Source organism: Tistrella arctica (assembly GCF_039630945.1).
In the GTDB taxonomy this organism is placed as follows: domain Bacteria; phylum Pseudomonadota; class Alphaproteobacteria; order Tistrellales; family Tistrellaceae; genus Tistrella; species Tistrella bauzanensis.
Genome location: NZ_JBBKTV010000011.1, coordinates 149,595 through 166,145 on the forward strand (window position 1 = coordinate 149,595; position 16,551 = coordinate 166,145).

The 16,551-nt window shown below is 66.6% G+C and carries 18 protein-coding genes and 1 tRNA gene; 11 read left to right on the plus strand and 8 right to left on the minus strand.

Features of this window, described 5'->3' with window-relative positions; all coding sequences use genetic code 11:
• Nucleotides 1–132: 132 nt before the first annotated feature.
• The 4 genes from mreD to WG924_RS23030 all read left to right on the plus strand — a co-directional run bounded on the left by mreD (nucleotide 133) and on the right by WG924_RS23030 (nucleotide 4,119).
• Nucleotides 133–648 carry a rod shape-determining protein MreD gene (gene mreD, locus WG924_RS23015; RefSeq protein WP_188577153.1) on the plus strand — a complete coding sequence of 172 codons (516 nt, stop codon included), beginning with the start codon at nucleotides 133–135 and terminating at the stop codon, nucleotides 646–648.
• Nucleotides 649–724: 76 nt separating this feature from the next.
• Nucleotides 725–2,770, plus strand: a complete 2,046-nt coding sequence (mrdA, locus tag WG924_RS23020; protein WP_345935392.1) for a penicillin-binding protein 2 — start codon at nucleotides 725–727, stop codon at nucleotides 2,768–2,770.
• Nucleotides 2,767–3,918: a rod shape-determining protein RodA gene (gene rodA, locus WG924_RS23025; protein ID WP_345935393.1), complete on the plus strand. Its 1,152-nt coding sequence runs from the start codon at nucleotides 2,767–2,769 to the stop codon at nucleotides 3,916–3,918. Before mrdA ends, rodA begins: the two co-directional genes overlap by 4 nt.
• 125 nt (nucleotides 3,919–4,043) lie before the next feature.
• Nucleotides 4,044–4,119, plus strand: a tRNA-Lys gene (locus WG924_RS23030).
• 95 nt (nucleotides 4,120–4,214) lie between these two features.
• Here the strand turns inward: WG924_RS23030 and WG924_RS23035 are convergent.
• Together WG924_RS23035 and WG924_RS23040 are read right to left on the minus strand one after the other, a co-directional pair.
• Nucleotides 4,215–5,699 (minus strand): phospholipase D-like domain-containing protein, encoded by a 1,485-nt coding sequence (locus WG924_RS23035; RefSeq protein WP_372045133.1) that lies wholly within the window; start codon nucleotides 5,697–5,699, stop codon nucleotides 4,215–4,217.
• A gap of 123 nt (nucleotides 5,700–5,822) precedes the next feature.
• Entirely contained in the window at nucleotides 5,823–6,341 is a 519-nt protein-coding gene (locus WG924_RS23040; RefSeq protein ID WP_345935394.1) for a flavin reductase family protein, read from the minus strand.
• A gap of 344 nt (nucleotides 6,342–6,685) precedes the next feature.
• On the opposite strand from WG924_RS23040, the gene WG924_RS23045 reads away from it, so the two are divergent.
• Genes WG924_RS23045 through WG924_RS23055 form a run of 3 tightly spaced genes read left to right on the plus strand, consistent with a single transcriptional unit; the run spans nucleotide 6,686 to nucleotide 8,164 of the window.
• The gene (locus tag WG924_RS23045; RefSeq protein WP_188577158.1) at nucleotides 6,686–7,009 is read left to right on the plus strand and encodes a phage holin family protein; all 324 of its coding nucleotides are present in this window, start codon (nucleotides 6,686–6,688) and stop codon (nucleotides 7,007–7,009) included.
• 13 nt (nucleotides 7,010–7,022) lie between these two features.
• A complete protein-coding gene (locus WG924_RS23050) occupies nucleotides 7,023–7,628 on the plus strand; it encodes a glycoside hydrolase family 108 protein (protein ID WP_345935395.1) in 606 nt (201 codons plus the stop codon).
• Nucleotides 7,628–8,164: a hypothetical protein gene (locus WG924_RS23055; RefSeq protein WP_345935396.1), complete on the plus strand. Its 537-nt coding sequence runs from the start codon at nucleotides 7,628–7,630 to the stop codon at nucleotides 8,162–8,164. The genes WG924_RS23050 and WG924_RS23055 overlap by 1 nt, the downstream gene beginning before the upstream one ends.
• On the opposite strand, the gene WG924_RS23060 is transcribed toward WG924_RS23055, so the two are convergent.
• Complete coding sequence (locus tag WG924_RS23060; RefSeq protein ID WP_345935397.1) at nucleotides 8,155–8,889, minus strand: XRE family transcriptional regulator; 735 nt, start codon at nucleotides 8,887–8,889, stop codon at nucleotides 8,155–8,157. The genes WG924_RS23055 and WG924_RS23060 overlap by 10 nt on opposite strands.
• A 139-nt stretch (nucleotides 8,890–9,028) precedes the next feature.
• Here WG924_RS23060 and WG924_RS23065 point away from each other — a divergent pair, with 139 nt between their 5' ends.
• Entirely contained in the window at nucleotides 9,029–9,502 is a 474-nt protein-coding gene (locus WG924_RS23065) for a DUF6362 family protein (protein ID WP_345935398.1), read from the plus strand.
• 130 nt (nucleotides 9,503–9,632) lie between these two features.
• Here the strand turns inward: WG924_RS23065 and WG924_RS23070 are convergent, their stop codons facing one another.
• The 3 genes from WG924_RS23070 to WG924_RS23080 form a co-directional block, all read right to left on the minus strand.
• Nucleotides 9,633–10,097: an anti-virulence regulator CigR family protein gene (locus tag WG924_RS23070; protein WP_345935399.1), complete on the minus strand. Its 465-nt coding sequence runs from the start codon at nucleotides 10,095–10,097 to the stop codon at nucleotides 9,633–9,635.
• A gap of 37 nt (nucleotides 10,098–10,134) precedes the next feature.
• The gene (locus tag WG924_RS23075) at nucleotides 10,135–10,482 is read right to left on the minus strand and encodes a hypothetical protein (RefSeq protein ID WP_345935400.1); all 348 of its coding nucleotides are present in this window, start codon (nucleotides 10,480–10,482) and stop codon (nucleotides 10,135–10,137) included.
• Between the two features lie 182 nt (nucleotides 10,483–10,664).
• Nucleotides 10,665–11,432 carry a thermonuclease family protein gene (locus WG924_RS23080; protein ID WP_345935401.1) on the minus strand — a complete coding sequence of 256 codons (768 nt, stop codon included), beginning with the start codon at nucleotides 11,430–11,432 and terminating at the stop codon, nucleotides 10,665–10,667.
• A gap of 314 nt (nucleotides 11,433–11,746) precedes the next feature.
• On the opposite strand from WG924_RS23080, the gene thrS reads away from it, so the two are divergent.
• Nucleotides 11,747–13,642 (plus strand): threonine--tRNA ligase, encoded by a 1,896-nt coding sequence (thrS, locus tag WG924_RS23085; protein ID WP_345935402.1) that lies wholly within the window; start codon nucleotides 11,747–11,749, stop codon nucleotides 13,640–13,642.
• A gap of 101 nt (nucleotides 13,643–13,743) precedes the next feature.
• Here the strand turns inward: thrS and WG924_RS23090 are convergent, their stop codons facing one another.
• Nucleotides 13,744–14,229 (minus strand): PaaI family thioesterase, encoded by a 486-nt coding sequence (locus WG924_RS23090; protein ID WP_345935403.1) that lies wholly within the window; start codon nucleotides 14,227–14,229, stop codon nucleotides 13,744–13,746.
• 124 nt (nucleotides 14,230–14,353) lie between these two features.
• Nucleotides 14,354–14,821, minus strand: coding sequence for a MarR family winged helix-turn-helix transcriptional regulator (locus WG924_RS23095; protein ID WP_345935404.1), 468 nt, complete (start codon nucleotides 14,819–14,821; stop codon nucleotides 14,354–14,356).
• 319 nt (nucleotides 14,822–15,140) lie between these two features.
• On the opposite strand from WG924_RS23095, the gene WG924_RS23100 reads away from it, so the two are divergent.
• Together WG924_RS23100 and WG924_RS23105 are read left to right on the plus strand one after the other, a co-directional pair.
• Nucleotides 15,141–15,668: an outer membrane lipoprotein gene (locus WG924_RS23100; protein WP_345935405.1), complete on the plus strand. Its 528-nt coding sequence runs from the start codon at nucleotides 15,141–15,143 to the stop codon at nucleotides 15,666–15,668.
• 70 nt (nucleotides 15,669–15,738) lie between these two features.
• Nucleotides 15,739–16,326 carry a YajG family lipoprotein gene (locus WG924_RS23105; protein WP_345935406.1) on the plus strand — a complete coding sequence of 196 codons (588 nt, stop codon included), beginning with the start codon at nucleotides 15,739–15,741 and terminating at the stop codon, nucleotides 16,324–16,326.
• The last annotated feature ends 225 nt before the right edge of the window (nucleotides 16,327–16,551 follow it).

A 16,551-nucleotide genomic window follows, 5' to 3' on the forward strand; every position in this document is an offset into this window, starting at 1 on the left:
GTGACTGTGCCAGCCTCGACGACTAAGATGGCCCCATGAAGGTGACGTCAGAGTGACCTTGTGCCTCGGTGGCGGTGATGCCGCAGAGACCGGCGGGCTCTGCCGCCGTGGCGGCATGGCGGGCGGGCGGCGATGAACGAGACCTTGCTTCAGAAACTCGACCACTGGGTGCGCGCGGCGGTGCCGTTTCTGGTCAGCCTGGCGCTGGTGCTGATGGCCGCCGCCCCCTGGTATCGGCTGGGCGGCACCGCGATGATGCCCTGGGCGGCCTTGATCGCGGTGACATATTGGAGCATCTATCGTCCTGACCGGCTGCCTTACTGGGCGGTGTTCATTCTGGGGCTGGTCGAGGACGCCATCGGCTGGGGTCCGCTTGGACAGACGGCGCTGGTGCTGCTGGTGGTGCGCGGCATGCTGGTCAGCCAGCGCAAGGTGTTCCGCGGCAAATCGTTCCTGCTGATCTGGGCGGCGTTTGCGGCGGTGGCCTTCGTTGCCTGCGGCCTCGTCTGGCTGACCACCATGATCTATGCCTGGACGGCGCTGTCGCCGGCCCCGGCGATCGCCCAGTGGGCGGCGAGCGTTGCGGCCTATCCGCCGGCAGCCTGGCTGCTGGGCCAGATCCACGCGCTGGCGCTGCGCCGGCGCTGATATCCCCTGACGTCGCCATGGCGTGCCGGCCTCCTGGGCCCGTGGCTTGTGATCCCGGCATGATGCGGAAGCCCCGATGCGCGAAGAACAGAACCGACACAGGCTGATCACCCGCCGCACCCTGCTTCTGGGCGGCGCGCAGGTGCTGCTGACCGGCGTGCTGGGTGCCCGCATGTGGTATCTGCAGGTGGCCGAGGCTGCCCGCTATCGCACGCTGGCCGACGATAACCGGATCAGCCTGCGCCTGCTGGCGCCGCCGCGCGGCCGGATCTTCGACCGCGACGGCCGGGTGCTGGCCCTGAACCGCGAGAATTACCGCCTGCTGGTGGTGCCCGAACAGGCGACCGATCTGCAACAGGTGCTGACCAGCCTGTCGGAACTGGTTGACCTGCCCGAGGAGATGCAGGCCCGGGTGCTTCGGGATGCCGAGCGCCGTCGCCGCTTTGCCGCCCTGCCGGTGCGCGACAATCTGACCTGGGACGAGGTCGCCAAGGTGGAGGTCAACGGTCCCGATCTGGCCGGCGTGATGATCGATGTCGGGCTGGCGCGCGAATACCCGATGGGGTCGACCATGGCCCATATCGTGGGCTATGTCGGCGCGCCGTCGGAGAAGGATCTCGATGGCGATCCGCTGCTGGAACTGCCCGATTTCCGGATCGGCAAATCGGGCGTCGAGCGGGCATCGGACCTGCGGCTGCGCGGCCGGGCGGGCAATATCCGGGTGGAGGTGAACGCCTTCGGCCGCGAGATCCGCGAGCTGGACCGTGGCGAGGGCGTGGCGGGCAACGATGTTCAACTGACGCTGGATGCCGATCTTCAGACCTTCACCACCGCACGGCTGGCGTTCGACAGCGCGGCGGCGGTGGTGATGGACATCCATTCCGGCGACATTCTGGCGCTGGCCTCGGTGCCGACATTCGATCCCACCCTGTTCGACCGCGGCATTTCGATCGCCCAATGGACCGAGTTGATCTCGAACCCGCGGGCACCGCTGATCAACAAGGCGATGGGCGGCCAGTATCCTCCCGGATCGACCTTCAAGATGGTGGTGGCGCTGGCGGCGCTGGAATCGGGCGTCATCTCGCGCGATCACACCGTGTTCTGCCCCGGCCATCTGGATATGGGCGACAACCGCTTTCATTGCTGGCGGCGTGGCGGCCATGGCGAGGTCGGGCTGGTTGAAGCCATCGCCCAGTCCTGTGACGTGTTCTTCTATGACATCGCACGCCGGGTGGGGATCGATGCGATCGCGGCCATGGGCCAGCGTTTCGGCATGGGCCACCGGTTGCAGATCGGCCTGCCGGGCGAACAGTCGGGCCTGATGCCGACCAAGGACTGGAAGCAGGCGGCGCGCGGGCGTGGCTGGACGCAGGGCGAGACCCTGATCGCCGGCATCGGCCAGGGTTATGTGTTGAGCACGCCGCTGCAACTGGCGGTGATGACGGCGCGCCTGGCCAATGGCGGCCGGGCGGTGGTGCCGCGGCTGTATCGCGAGATCGACGATGCCCGCGCGGCAGGGGCGAGCCTGTGGAACGCCGCAGTGCCGGTGGCTGATGACGGCGGCGTTGGCGATACGCCGCTGCCGATGCCCGAAAGCGGCTTGCAGATGGCGGATGCGATCGGCGTCGACCGCACCAATCTGGAACTGGTGCTGGAAGGCATGCGGCGGGTGATCAACCATCGCCGCGGCACGGCGCACAAGGCCCGGATCGAGGATCCGGCCTATGCCTTCGCCGGCAAGACCGGCACGGCACAGGTCCGCCGGATCACCCGGGCGGAGCGCGAGAGCGGCCGCTATAAATCCGAAGACGTGCCCTGGCTGGAACGCGACCACGCCCTGTTCGTGGGCTTCGCCCCGCTGCATGCGCCCCGTTATGCCTGTTCCTGCATCATCGAGCATGGCGGCAGCGGCAGCGGCGTGGCGGCGCCGGTGGTGGCCGATATCCTGCGCGCAACCATAGCGCTTGGCGCCGAGCGTGACCGGCGCCGCGGTGCCCCCGCCAATCCGCCCCCTGCCAATCCGCTACCATCCGGCCCGCCACTGTCCAGCCCGGGCGGCCGGGTGGCCGGCCGGGCGGATGGCGGCGGCCATGACGGAACCACGGGGGGAGACAGGACATGAGCCTGCATGACGCCACGGCGCCGGCCCGCCTGACATTGGTACAACGCATCCGGTCGTTCGGCTGGGGGTTGCTGGTGCTGCTGTCGCTGGTGGCCGGCACCGGCTTCCTGATCCTGTATTCGGCGGCGAATGGCAGCCTGAGCCCTTGGGCCAATGCTCAGATGATCCGCTTCGCGATCGGCGGCGTGCTGATGATCGTGATCGGGCTGACTGATCTGAAACTATGGCTGAAACTTGCCTATCCACTGTATGGCATGGCCTTCCTGCTGCTGCTGGCGGTGGAGATCATGGGCGATATCGGCATGGGCGCGCAGCGCTGGATCGACCTCGGCTTCTTCCAGATTCAGCCGTCGGAGGTGATGAAGATCGCCATCGTACTGGCGCTGGCCCGCTATTTTCACGGCCGCACCGCCGAGGATGTCGGCCGACCGGTGACCCTGCTGCCGCCGCTGGTGATGGTGCTGCTGCCAGCCCTGCTGGTGCTGCGCCAGCCCGACCTTGGAACCACCGGCATGCTTATCCTGGGGGCCGGCGCCATGTTCTTCGCGGCGGGGGTGCGGGCGTGGAAGTTCATCGTGGTGCTGGCGCTGTTCGGCGCAATGGTGCCGGTTGGCTGGACGATGCTGCATGAATATCAGCGCCAGCGCGTGCTGACCTTCATGGACCCGTCGCGCGACCCGCTGGGCGCCGGCTATCACATCACCCAGTCCAAGATCGCGCTGGGGTCGGGCGGGGTGACAGGCAAGGGCTTCATGCAGGGCACCCAGAGCCATCTGTCGTTCCTGCCCGAGAAGCAGACCGATTTCATCTTCACCATGTATGCCGAGGAGTTCGGCCTGATCGGCGGTATCGCCCTGCTGATCCTGTTCATTTCGGTGGTGATGTATGCGCTCAGCGTGTCGTTGCGGGCGCGCACCGTGTTCGGCCGGCTGGTCGCCGTGGGGGTGGGGTCGACCTTCTTCCTGTATTACTTCATCAACATCGCGATGGTGATGGGGCTGATCCCGGTGGTCGGGGTGCCGCTGCCGCTGGTGTCTTATGGCGGCACCGCCATGTTGACCCTGATGATCGCCTTCGGGCTGCTGGCCTGCGTGAACACCCATCGCGATGTCCAACTGCGCCGCCAGCCGGGGCTGGAAGGCTATTAGTCGCGGCAGATCAGGGTGTTGGATGGACAGGCCCAACGGCTTGTCAAAAAAACGTCGCAAGCTGCCACGAAAACCTCTTGGCAGCCCCGCCATCGCTTGCTATAAGCCGCCCACCGCAGCACTGCGGGCGCATAGCTCAGTTGGTAGAGCAGCTGACTCTTAATCAGCGGGTCCAAGGTTCGAGCCCTTGTGCGCCCACCAAATTAGAACAAGGGGTTACGCCAGATATGGCGTAACCCCTTTTCTGTGTTTTGCAGGCCGGGTCATCGGCGATTTGCAGATCCATGACGCCGGCCTTACCGCACCCGCCGGCGCCTCAGGCGGCGGGGCAGGTGCCAGTTGCGGAACAGGCCGCGTTTGTGCAGCGGCTCGAAGATCGCATCGGGGCCTTCCGGGTCCAGGATCTCGTTATCGGCCAGCCAGATCTCGGTGGCCGAAAGCTCAGGCAGTTCATAGGGCCGCAGGCTGCGGCCATCGCCGCGCAGATCCTCGATGGTGGCGATCATCGAGCCCAGGGCGTCGTGGCGCGCGGCGACCACCTCGGGCGTGGTGCCAAGATGCTCGGCCAGCAGGTCGTTGCGGATATCGGCGATGCTGGCCTGAAGCCCGGCATTGGCGGGAAGATCGGTGTCGATCACCACGTCGCATTCGGTATCCAGTCGCATCGACCGGTTGTTGAAGTTCGACGAGCCGATCCGCAGATAGTGGTTGTCGACGATGGTGATCTTGGCGTGGACATAGATAGGCGCGCCGCCCCGGGTGTGGGGATGATAGACCTTCAGCCGGCCATGCCGGTCGATCCGGCGCAGCGCCTCGATCAGCCGGGCGCGGGCGGTGTCCATCGCCACCGGTTCCAGCCAGCCATCGGCGGTGACCGGGTTGATGATGATGATTTCGGGCCCGTCATCCTCCACCAGCCGGGCAGCGATGGCGCGGGCCACGCGGCGTGAGGCGAAATACTGGCTTTCGGCATAGATCAGGTGCCGGGCCCGCGCGATCAGATCCAGATACAGCGCCTCGATCTCGTGCTGCGGCTCCACGCCCTCCATCTTCGGCCGGGTGCGGGCGATGGCGATGTCGACATTGCGGAAACCGGGCTGCATCGGGGCTGGCCAGCAGTCGACACCATCGCTGACCGGCTGCAGGATTTCGCCCGTGGCCGCCAGCCAGCGATCGCGCGCCAGTTCGGCCAGCGCCGCCGCAGCGGGACCGTCGAGCACGCTGGTGGCATCGTGCCAGGGGCCGCGCGGGCGGCCGTCGGGGCCCAGGCGGTTGGGATCGTGATCGTCATGGGCGCGCCGGTCCCAGCGATCGCCGGTCATGTCGATGCCGCCGCAGAACGCCAGGCGGTCGTCGATCACCACGATCTTCTGGTGATGGGAACTGGCGAAGGGATGCGCGCCATCCAGCTTCAGCGTGATGCGCGGATGGATCTTCCAGCGCAGCAGGCTGTAGATGGTGTCGCCCCGGAACAGCGCCTTGAACGCCCCGGTGTCCCAGCGCAGAAGCCGGATCTCCAGCCCGGGCGTGCGCCGGGCCAGCCACAGGATGAAATCGCCGAGCGTCACCGGGCCGTCGGTCGCGGTGGGGCCAAGCTTGATGCGGGCGTCGAAATCCCAGCCGATCAGCAGAATGCTGCGCCTGGCCGACATCATCGCCAGCCTGGCGGCGGTGAAATAGTCGTCGGCGTCGATGATCAGGGCGAAACGATCGGCACGCTCCACCCGCCAGCAATTGCGTCCGACGTCGAGCAGCGCCGTTTCCGGAGACGCATCCGCCATGTCGGCCATCTTGTGATTGTCCACCCCGTCCGAGATCGCTGTCATCCGCGCATCCCAGCAGATCGGCAGGCCGCGACCAAGTGATGACTGCGTGGCATGAATGGGCAGGGACCGGCGCCCGGATCAGTCGATCGGCGTGAGCCCCGCAAAGCAGCCGTCGTGATAGATCAGCGCGGTCGCGGCATCACGGGCCTTCACGTCGACCACGGCGCCGACCAGCAGCGTGTGGCTTTCAAAGCCCAGGCTGTCGACCAGCCGGCAATCCAGGCTGGCTGCGGCCGGCGCCAGCAACGGCGCGCCGGTCAGGCCGGTCGTCCACAAGCTGTCGTCGAACCGGGCCTCACCCATGCGCGACGGGTCGCCGCCGGCGAACAGCCGGGCAAGGTGGCCATGATCGGCCGCCAGCAGATTGATGGTGAAGCGGCGCTGACCCAGGATCAGGTCGTGGGCGCCGGCATTGCGGTTGATGGCGACCGCCAGCCGGGGCGGCTCGGCGGTCAGCGACATCACGGCGGTTGCCGTCAACCCGGCACGGGCGCCATGGCTGCCGGTGGCGATGATGGTCACGCCGCCCGCCAGGCGCCGCAGCCCGGCCCGGAACATGGCCGGCGCCACAGGGGCTGTCTGGGTGGCGTCATCCATGGCGGTAACCTTTCCGGGTGTCGGCTGGGCAGGGGGGGCGGGGGGCAGGGCGGCCGAGCCGGGCGAAGATCGCGCCTGCGCCGTGACCTTCCGCAAAGATAGGGTGCACCGGGCCGGCTGTCGACAGTGCCGGCGCTCGATGCCAGGCAGCCCCCGCCGCGCAGACCACTCTTCGGTTTGTTTCGCAATCAAAAGATGATTTGTCTTCGAGTTGATGCCGCAAGTTGCCGCATATCAACGCATGCGGCTTCGGTGTTCGGACGGCATGCTGGGGACACAAGGCGCCGTGTCGCAACCCGCGGTCAGGGCGGCCTTGATCGCCAATCAACCGGGACACACGCGATATGCCGGATTTTCTTCAGGGCCTGTGGTCGGGCATCCGGGAAACCGCCGACCTCATCGGCCTCACCGTTCTTGCCGCCTATCTGGGCCGGCTGCTCGTCCATGTGGGCGAGGTTCAGCGCGGCCGCCGGCGGTTTTTTTCCAAACATCTCTGGTGGGAACTGGTCGCCGCGGTCGCCATAGGGATGATCGCCGATGGCATGGCCCATCAACTGGGCCTGACCGGCCCGCCCCGCACCGCGGCCATCGTCACCATCGCCTATCTCGGGCCACGCGGCCTTGAGGAACTGATCGTGCGCCTGATCGCCACACGTCGTGGCGGATAGGGGAGGTGCGATCATGACCACAACCTCATTCGACTCCGGTGCCATCATTGGCGCCCCTGTGCCGGGGCGGCTGTTTCCGGCGGCACTCGGCATCGTGCTGGCCTGGGAAGGCGGCGGTCAGGTGACCGACGACCCGCTGGACCCGGGCGGCATCACCCGCTGGGGCATCAGCCTGGCGTTTCTGCGTCGGGTCGATCCGCAGGCGAACCCTGCCCAGATCCGCAAGCTGACCCGCGACGATGCGGCGGCGCTGTATGCCGCACAGTTCTGGCAGCCCTTGCGCGCCGACCTGCTGCCACCGGCGCTGGCGCTGTTTGCCTTCGACACGGCGGTCAATCTGGGCGTGCCCAGGGCCGCACGGCTGTTGCAGCAGGCGGTGGGCACCGCCCCCGACGGCGTGATCGGCCCACGCAGCCTGAGTGCCGCCGCCGCGGTGGCCGAACGACCGCAGCGTCTGATCGACGCTTTGGGCGACATGGCCGTGGGGCGCATGCAGATCTATGTCACCCGCCCGGGATTTCCGCGCTTTGGCCGCGGCTGGATGCGGCGGGTGTTCGACCTTCACGCCCGCGCGCTGGTCTTGACCGGCCCGCGCGGGGTTGAGCGGGAGGCGGTGTGATGACCTGCCGGAGATGGACGACCCTCGCCACCATGGCCATGGTGGCCGGGCTCTCGCCGTTTATGGCCGCATCGGCCATGGCGGCCACCAGTCTCGACCTGACCACTGCCGAGGCCACTGGTGTCGACATGCTGGTCACCGTGGCGGCCGGCCTGCTGGCCGATCGTCTGGGCGGTGCCGTCGGTGAACTTGCCGGTGCCGCGGTGATGGTGGCGGGCGCCTGGGCGCTGGGCCGGATTGCAAGCTGGGCGGGTGTCGCCCGCGACGACCGGGTGCGCGCCTATCTTGAGACGGCGCTGGAACGTGCGGTCGATCGGGCGCTGGGTCAGCCGGGCGTGATGCCGGGCGCAGGGCCGGCCGGGGGCGACATCGCGGACGCGGCGGCAACTTATCTGCGGGCGACGGTACCGGATGCCCTGCGCCGGCTGAAGATCGGCCCCGATGCCGTGGAGCGGATGGTCGAGGCGCGACTTGCGCGCCGCCTGACGGCCGGCGGTCAGCCGTCAGGCACGGCGGGTGCCGGCGATCAGCCGTAATCGCTGGCACCGACGATGCGATGCACGGTCAGCACACTGGCCAGATCGTGATCCAGATCGGCGCGCGGATTGAACTGGCGCAGGCACAGCCGCGACGCCGTGCGGCGAATGAACTGCTTGATCAGGCCGCGCGTCGGCATGTGCGGGTCGCCGGTGCGGATCTGAACCACCACGAAACAGCCGGTGGTGATGGGCCGGTTGGGGTTCACATGCACCAGTTCGCCGGCAAAATAGCGCGGTTCCATGCTCTCGCCCTGAACATAGACCGCATAGCCGTTGGCAACACCGGCCAGGATCGGGGGGCGGGCGACATATTCGTTGACGGCACCGTTGAAATCGAAGGCGCCGTCATCGCCGCCCACCGCCGCGCCGAACACCGGCAGGTCGCGTGGCGCGGCCCCGGTCAGGGTGACCGCATCGGCCGGCACATCATGGCCGGCGGCAGCGCGGCCGGCCCCCGATGCCGTATGGCCGGCGGCGGCATAGCCGGCGGGCGGCGCCAGGGGCGATGGCGGCGGCGGCGCTTCGCCAAGTTCCGCGGCCGATCCGGCCGGGTCAGGCATCAACAGGTCGGCGGGCGCACAATCCAGCGCCCGGGCAAGCCTGCCCATCCATTCGGCTGTCAACCGACGGTTGCCTTTTTCCAGCTTGTTGATCTGTGACGCCTCGGTGCCGACGCGCTGACCAAGCTCCGCCATGGTCAAGCCGCGGCGTTCACGCCACATGCGAATGCGGTTATCCATGGCCAGAAAGTGGTCGATGTGGCCGCAAATTGCAATGGCCAAAACGGACATATTTCGCTTGATCAGAGGGCTATCCGTGGTCAATCTGAAGCGACGCAACTGAAACGGGAGGCACTGTCCAATGACCCACAGCTTTGACACCAAGGGCACGATCCATGATATGGAGCGCGACGCCCGATACGCGCCTGGCGCGCAGGACCTGCTCGCGCCGGTCAAGGCGCTGTTCGATGAAGCCATTCACACGTTGCGCCGTCTGCCGCCGGCCGAGCGGCCGATGCGGGCGCGGGTGTCGTGGGATGACCTGGGGCTGGGGGTCGACCGGCCAGCCGGCAGGGGCGTGGCCGCCAGCCGGGGGCTGGTGCCGGGTGCCGCCGAGATATCGCGTCTGGACCTGGCGCTGGAGATCAGCCTGAAGCTGGACCCGCTGCATCGCCGGATCATCTGGGCCCGGGCCGAAGGCCGGCTGTGGAAGGTGATCGCGGGCGATCTGAACCTCGACCGCACGACATGCTGGCGTCACTGGCAGAGGGCACTGGCGCAGGCGGCTCTGGTCCATGCGCTGATCGTGGAGACCGGGCGTTCCGCCCGTATGTGACTGCCCGCATGTGAGCGGGATATATGGTGTGGCTTCCTGCCCTGGCGCCTGCCGCATGGCGCGGATACCGTTGCAGGCCGCATAAGCAAGCCGCATGCCAGGGCAGGAGGTCACATGGCGGCCGTCATCGTCAGTCTATGGCATCGTTCAGTATGTCGACGATGATGCCGGTCGCCGCGGCCAGAAGCACGATGTCAGAGCCGACCTGCCGCCATTCATAGCCATCGCGCTGCGGCAGCCGGCCAAGCAACGGCCCCGGCAACTGCTTCTTCGCAATGCCGGGCGGCAGCGGTTTGCCGCGGGCGTAATTGCGCGCGATCCCCGGTGGCAGCGGCGCGGGCCTGAACATTGCGTCGTGGCGATTGATATAGTCGTAAATGATCCGGCGCTCGTCGGTGGTGATGACGTTGAGTGTGATCAGCGAAGACGGGGCAGACGACCCGCCGCGGTCATGACCGTGGTCCTTGATGTCGGGGCCGCCCCGGCCGGCCTTGCCATTGCCGTGCGCCGCCGACTCCGGGCCGCCGGCCCCATGGCCGCCTTTCGCATGGCCGGGAGGCTGAGCGAGTGCAGCACTTGCGGCCAGAATGGCCATGGCGGCAATCATGGCCGCAAAAGACCGTGACCTGTGGTCAGTCATCATCATCATTCCCATCGAAGCGGTCGAACGGACGCGACAGGCGGTCGCCGTCGTCATCGTCGTCGTGATCGCCGTAATAGCGGTCGCGGTGGCCGTTCAACCGGCTGGGATGCCCGCTTGCGGCCGGAATGACCAGGCTGACCTCCAGTCCCGGGATTGCCGCAATCACCCGCCGGCCTGCCGGCTGATCGTGATCGTCATCGGCAAAGGCGGGGTTGCCACCCAGCATCGCCGCCAGCGCCGTGCCGGCTGCGGCGGTCACGATGATCCGCCGGCGCCGGGTCGGGTAACGCCCGGTCGCGCGGCTGTCGCGGGCTCGTGGGTGGTGAGGGTCGTCCATCTGTCTGTCCCGTTCCATCTAGCTCCGGCCGCAGATCTCGGATATGCGGCGTGATCCGATGATCATGCCGCATCCCCGCTACCGGCGGCTGTGTTCAGCCGATGAACAGGTTGTGACCTTGCCTCGTACAGAGGGTGTCGCACGGGCCGGGGGCGGACGGGGGCTGGGCGGATTCAGGGCGTTCAGCCGCCCGCCTTCGTCCAGCCGGCGGCCCGTGCATCGGCTTCGGTGCAGAACCAGCGTTCGCCATCGCTCTCGTTGATCCGGGTCTGCTCGTAAGACCGCCCACCGGGCAGGTGATACAGCTTGCGGCCATCGCTGGAGATGTTGCCCTTGATCTTGCAGCCGGCGGCGGACCCGGCCGCAGGGGTGGCGGGGGCGGGTGATGCCGGCTTGCGGCCGGGGGGTGCTGCCTGCCCGGCCGGTGGCGGCGACAGCTTCACGCCTTTGCGATGATCCCATGGCATGACGAACCGGCCGGACCACAACCCGCGCCGGGCTGTCCGCGCCTCGGCCTCGTCGGGCGCATAGTCGCGGCCATAGGCGGTGTAGGCGACGGCCAGCCCCTCGGCGACCATCCGCCGGTTCATATCCTCGCCACCCACGGCGCAGCGCGCGACCACGCGGCCATAGCGGTCGCGGTCGACCGTGGTGCAGGCGACGGTGCGGCCGGACAGCAGCCGGTCGAGCAGCAGGGCCGCGTCGCGCCCGCACCGCCAGGCGCGGTTGTCGGCATCGGCGCAGATCTGCGAACTTTCCGGCGCATCGATGGCATAGAGCCGGATGCGTTGTCCCTGAATCTCGATGGTGTCGCCATCGATCACGCTGGCGCGCCCGGTGATGTCGGCGGCCCGGGCCGGCCCCGACAGGGCAAGGGCAAGGACGCACAGGGTCAGGATGGTGCGGGTGGCTGAAAGAGCGGGACGGGCGGTCGAAACGGCGGCGGACACGATGGCGGGCTCCGGGTCGGGCTGCGGGAGGGGCAGCAACTGAACCGGGAGGTTATACGGATCACTGTACTTGTGGTAGCAACCGTCCCGCGAAAATTCAGCAGGAGCCATCGTTCCACGTGCAGACTTTGGTGTGTATTCGGAGTGAAGGCGCGTCCTGGCTGAGAAATGGTCGGCCTGTGGCCGCATGCGCAGCCTTGACCATGGCGGCGTGGCGCCACTATACCCTTTGGCGTTGGAAAGGCGCGTTCATGACCCAATCCGTGTCGTATGCGGGTGCGGCTGGCGCGTCTCGCGAAAGTGAGGACACCCCGATGGCGAATGACATCGCGCCGGACGTCTATGCCATGCGCCATTCCTGCGCGCATCTGATGGCAGCGGCGGTACGGGAATTATACCCGGAAGCCAAGTTCGGTGTGGGGCCGCCGACGACCACCGGCTTCTATTATGACATCGACCTGCCCGAGCCGCTGAAGCTTGAAGATCTGCAGAAGATCGAGCAGGCGATGCGTAAGCTGCGCAAGAAGAAGCTGCGCTTCGATCGCCGCGAACTGCCGATCGAGGATGCGATCGGCTTCATGCGCGAGCATCACCAGGACTACAAGGTCGAATTGCTGGAACTGCTGCGCGATCGCGGCACCACGGCGATCGCCAAGGAAACCGGCGACGACACCGCGGTCGATGGCGAGGCATCGGGCGTCGACAGCGTCTCGTTCTATACCACCGGCAATTTCGTCGATCTCTGCCGGGGACCGCATGTCGAGAACACCGGCCAGTGCGGCGAGTTCAAGCTGATCAACATCGCCGGCGCCTATTGGCGCGGCAACAGCGATGGCCCGCAGTTGCAGCGGATCTATGGTCTGTGCTTCCCGACCAAGGAAGAGCTGGAACACTGCATCTGGCAGATGGAACAGGCCAAGCTGCGCGATCATCGCAAGATCGGCCGCGAGTTGAAGCTGTACCGGTTCTCGCCCGAGGTCGGCGCCGGCCTGCCGCTATGGCTGCCGCGCGGCACGGCATTGCGTGACGAGCTGGAATTCCTGGCCCAGAAGGAAGAGCGGCGCGACGGCTACCTGCGGGTGGTGACGCCGCATATCACCAAGCAGGAGCTTTATTACCGCTCGCGACATCTGCCCTATTATGCGGAAGACATGTACAAGCCGTTCGAGATCGACGGTGAGCATTTCTATCTGCGGCCGATGAACTGCCCGCATCACCATCAGGTCTATCTGGCCGAGAAGCACAGCTATCGCGACCTGCCGGTCCGGCTGTCGGAATATGGCCAGGTCTATCGGTACGAGGCGAGCGGCGCTCTGTCGGGGCTGATGCGGGTGCGCGGCTTCTGCCAGAACGACGCCCATCTCTATTGCCGCTATGACCAGGCCAAGGACGAGTTCCTGAAAGTCATGCGGCTGCATGCGCGCTATTATGATCTGTTCGGGATCAAGGACTATTACATGCGGCTGTCGCTGCCGGATCTCGACAAGCTCGACAAATATGTCGACGAACCCGAGAAGTGGCTGGCGGCGCTGGAGATCATCCGCGAGGCGATGATCGAGTCGGGCTATCCGTACAAGGAAGTCGAAGGCGAGGCCGCGTTCTATGGCCCCAAGGTCGACTTCATGATCAAGTCGGTGATCGGCACGGAATACGCCATCTCGACCAATCAGCTCGATTTCCTGGCCACCCAGACCTTCGACCTGACCTATATTGGCGAGGATGGCAAGGAACACCCGGTCTATGTCATCCACCGGGCGCCGCTGGGCAGCCATGAGCGCTTCGTGGCCTTCCTGATCGAGCATTATGCCGGCAACTTCCCGACCTGGCTGGCGCCGGTGCAGGCGATGGTGGTGCCGATCGCGGATCGTCATAACGACTATGCCGCCGAGGTCCGCAGCCTGCTGTTCGATGCCGATGTGCCGACCGGCACCGGTGGGCTCCGGGTGGAGGTGGATACCAGCACCGAGCGGATGCAGAAGAAGATCCGCAACGCCCAGTTGGAAAAGATCCCCTACATCCTGGTGGTGGGTGACAAGGAAGCCGAGACCCGCACGGTCGCGGTGCGGCTGCGCAATGGCACCGACCTTGGCGCCATGCCGATCGCCGATGTCATTGCCCGTATCCGTGACGAGGTGATGAACCGCCGCGACATCGTCCCCACCGCCGATGAAGCGGTGGCGGCGCCGGAGGCACCGGTTCAGGTTCACTGACCGGGCGCCGGCAGGTACTATGCGACGCGGGAAAGGGCCGTCGGACAGTTTTGTCCGGCGGCCCTTTCCCGCGTTCGGCATTGGCACAGGGCCGAAGGTTCTCAGGCCTGTCCCGCCGGCAGGATCATGCAGGTCGCCGTGGCATGGGCGCAGAGCCGGCCCTCGTGGTCGGTCAGCCGGGCTTCGGTGGCGGCGATGCGCCGGCCCATATGGATCACCCGGCCCTCGGCGCTGACGGGCCCTGATGCGCTGGTCATGGCTCGCAGATAGGTCACCTTCAGGTCGACCGTGGTATAGCCGGTGCCGGCCGGCAGCAGGGTGTGCACCGCCAGCGCGATCGCACCGTCGAGCATGGTTGCGGCATAGCCGCCGTGAACGGTGCCCAGCGGATTGTAATGATCTTCGGTCGGGGAGCCTTGCAGCACCACCACGCCGGCATCGGCGCTGGTGCCGGTCAGGCCAAGCGTGCGTCCGATGCCGCGGGCGAAGCCGCCGGCGGCAAAGGCGGCGCGGACCGCCTCCAGGCCCGAGGCGGTGTCGCTGCCGCCGGGCTGCGGGCGGGGTGCCTGATCTGTCTGGTCGGTCATCGGTCGGTCGCTCCTGCGGTGCCGGCGCATGCCGCCGGCTTCAAGGCCGATGATCCGGCGCGTGCACTCTCAAGTCAATAAAATTGACCTGAAGGCATAATCAGGCAGTGGCAGACCGGACCGGTCAGGCATAGCGGCCCAGGGACGCCATGACCGCGGCCCAGGCATCGCGTGCCGCCGGACCGGCATCGGCAAAGGCCTGTTCCATTCGTCGTCGTTCATGCCCCGAGGCCTGATCTTCGACGGATTGCCCCATGACCGTCAGGTGCAGGCGCTTATAGCGATGATGGGCGGGGTCGCGGCTGGTGGTGATCAGCCCGCCATCCTGCAGGTGTTTCATTGGCCGGTGCAGTGCCTGCTTGGTGATCCGCAGCACGGCCAGCAGGTCGCTGACGGTCAGGCCGTCGCGGCGGGCGATGGTGTACAGGATCCGGTGGTGGACCCGCGACAGGCCCAGCGTCGCCAGATAGGCATCTGCCTCGCGGGTCATGCCGCGCCAGCCGTAATACATCAGCGCCAGCGCATCATCCAGCGGGTGCAGTGCCGTCAGATCGTCGAGGTCGACGGAGTGGGGGGGGCGGTCGGTGGTCATCGCGGACTCGCTTGCGGGGCAGTGCGGGACAGAGGATGGATATGGGGCAGTCCGTGGAGCAGGTACAGCGCCCCACCGCTGTCTGGCGGCTCCTCTGCGTTGTATGGCGATGCCAAGTGAACTGCAGCAGGTTGAATGTGGCCGGCAATTTCCACGCATGTCTGCATGTGATTGCATTTGGCATGTATGCGCGATACCGTCACGTCGGAATCAGGGACGCGGAGGCGGCATGTTCAGGGCCGGCCGTGACGCCGCGGGAACGACCGGGCGATTGAGGTCCGGTCGCCACATCATCAGGATTCGGTGCGTGAAGGATGCCATGAACATTCAGCGGAGCCGGCTGGTGCTGGCGGGGGTCGGCTTGGGCATTCTGGCCATGATGCCGGGATGTGCCACCCAGGGACAGAGCCGATACAGCCATCAGGAGGTCGGCCGGGCATCCCAGGTCGCGTTCGGCACGGTTCTGGCTGCACGCCAGGTCGATATCACCGGCGAGAATACGGGGGCCGGTGGTCTGGTCGGCGCCACCGCCGGTGGGCTTGCCATGTCCAATGTCGGGTCCGGCAACGGCAATATCGCTGCCATTCTCGGCGGCGTCGTCGTGGGGGCCGTGGCCGGCGCGGTGGCGGAGCAGGCATTGTCTGATCGCGTCGGGCTGGAATACGTCATCACCCTCGCCAATGGCAAGACGATCACCATCGTGCAGGAACAGGCGGCCACCGATCAGGTGTTCGGCCCGGGGGATGCGGTGATGGTGCAGACCAGCGGAACTTATCAGCGGGTGCTGTCGGCCACTCATCTGCCCGAGGAAATCACCCGCCCCAAGGAAGTGCGGATCGTCGATTGACGATGCCCCCGACATATGCCGACGCCCGCAGCCGGCACGACCTGCCGGCATGACCTGAAGGACATCACCGATGAAGAAACTGGTGTTGGCAGTGTTCGCGCTGCTGATAGTATCTGCCTGCGCCTTCACCGAGGACGCAGTGACCGTGCGCTATACGGCACCGGCCAATCTGGCGGTGGTGCCGGGGGCCGAGGCGGTATCGGTGGCGGTGACGCCTGTCGACGGGCGGGTCGCGAACCGGGACCGGGTGTCGAGCAAGAAGAATGGTTACGGCATGGAGACCGCCCGGATCGTCGCGACCAATGATGTGGTGGGTGAGGTCGCGGAGGCGATCAAGGCCGAACTGGCGTCGCTTGGCTTCACGATCGGTGATGGCGGGGTCGCCATCGTGGTCGAGACCCAGACTTTCTATAACGACTTCAAGCTGGGCTTCTGGAGCAGCGAGGCCGTCGCCGAAGTGGCCTTCATGCTCACCGCGCGCAAGCCCGATGGCACGCTGATCTACAGCCGGGCCTATCGGGCGGTGGGGATGAACAAGGAGATCATGTTGATGACCGGAGAGGCAGCCGAACCGGCCCTGGACGAGGCCTTGCGCAACGCGGTGCTGCAGGTGGCAAATGATACCGACCTGCAGACGGCTCTGATGGCAGCCCGCTGAATGCCGTGGCGCTGATATGAGCGGACGTCGGCGCCGATCAATCGGGTGCCTAAATATATTTCGTGAGGGATCAACGGCTTGGCCGCAGAATCCGGTGGGGCCGAAAAAACCGTCAAAAAAGGTGTTGCCAGTGTGTGCGGGGACCCTTATAAACCGCCCCACACCAGACGGCAGCGCGGTTGACGCGGCGCCGGACGGGGCCGAAAGGCCAGGAAATACAGGCTC

Bases quoted from the DNA above. Each gene is read 5' to 3' on its own strand.
- mreD (WP_188577153.1), top strand. From the start codon at position 133: ATGAACGAGACCTTGCTTCAGAAACTCGACCACTGGGTGCGCGCGGCG.
- mrdA (WP_345935392.1), top strand. From the start codon at position 725: ATGCGCGAAGAACAGAACCGACACAGGCTGATCACCCGCCGCACCCTG.
- rodA (WP_345935393.1), top strand. From the start codon at position 2,767: ATGAGCCTGCATGACGCCACGGCGCCGGCCCGCCTGACATTGGTACAA.
- WG924_RS23035 (WP_372045133.1), bottom strand. From the start codon at position 5,699: ATGGCGGATGCGTCTCCGGAAACGGCGCTGCTCGACGTCGGACGCAAT.
- WG924_RS23040 (WP_345935394.1), bottom strand. From the start codon at position 6,341: ATGGATGACGCCACCCAGACAGCCCCTGTGGCGCCGGCCATGTTCCGG.
- WG924_RS23045 (WP_188577158.1), top strand. From the start codon at position 6,686: ATGCCGGATTTTCTTCAGGGCCTGTGGTCGGGCATCCGGGAAACCGCC.
- WG924_RS23050 (WP_345935395.1), top strand. From the start codon at position 7,023: ATGACCACAACCTCATTCGACTCCGGTGCCATCATTGGCGCCCCTGTG.
- WG924_RS23055 (WP_345935396.1), top strand. From the start codon at position 7,628: ATGACCTGCCGGAGATGGACGACCCTCGCCACCATGGCCATGGTGGCC.
- WG924_RS23060 (WP_345935397.1), bottom strand. From the start codon at position 8,889: ATGTGGCGTGAACGCCGCGGCTTGACCATGGCGGAGCTTGGTCAGCGC.
- WG924_RS23065 (WP_345935398.1), top strand. From the start codon at position 9,029: ATGACCCACAGCTTTGACACCAAGGGCACGATCCATGATATGGAGCGC.
- WG924_RS23070 (WP_345935399.1), bottom strand. From the start codon at position 10,097: ATGGCCATTCTGGCCGCAAGTGCTGCACTCGCTCAGCCTCCCGGCCAT.
- WG924_RS23075 (WP_345935400.1), bottom strand. From the start codon at position 10,482: ATGGACGACCCTCACCACCCACGAGCCCGCGACAGCCGCGCGACCGGG.
- thrS (WP_345935402.1), top strand. From the start codon at position 11,747: ATGGCGAATGACATCGCGCCGGACGTCTATGCCATGCGCCATTCCTGC.
- WG924_RS23090 (WP_345935403.1), bottom strand. From the start codon at position 14,229: ATGACCGACCAGACAGATCAGGCACCCCGCCCGCAGCCCGGCGGCAGC.
- WG924_RS23095 (WP_345935404.1), bottom strand. From the start codon at position 14,821: ATGACCACCGACCGCCCCCCCCACTCCGTCGACCTCGACGATCTGACG.
- WG924_RS23100 (WP_345935405.1), top strand. From the start codon at position 15,141: ATGAACATTCAGCGGAGCCGGCTGGTGCTGGCGGGGGTCGGCTTGGGC.
- WG924_RS23105 (WP_345935406.1), top strand. From the start codon at position 15,739: ATGAAGAAACTGGTGTTGGCAGTGTTCGCGCTGCTGATAGTATCTGCC.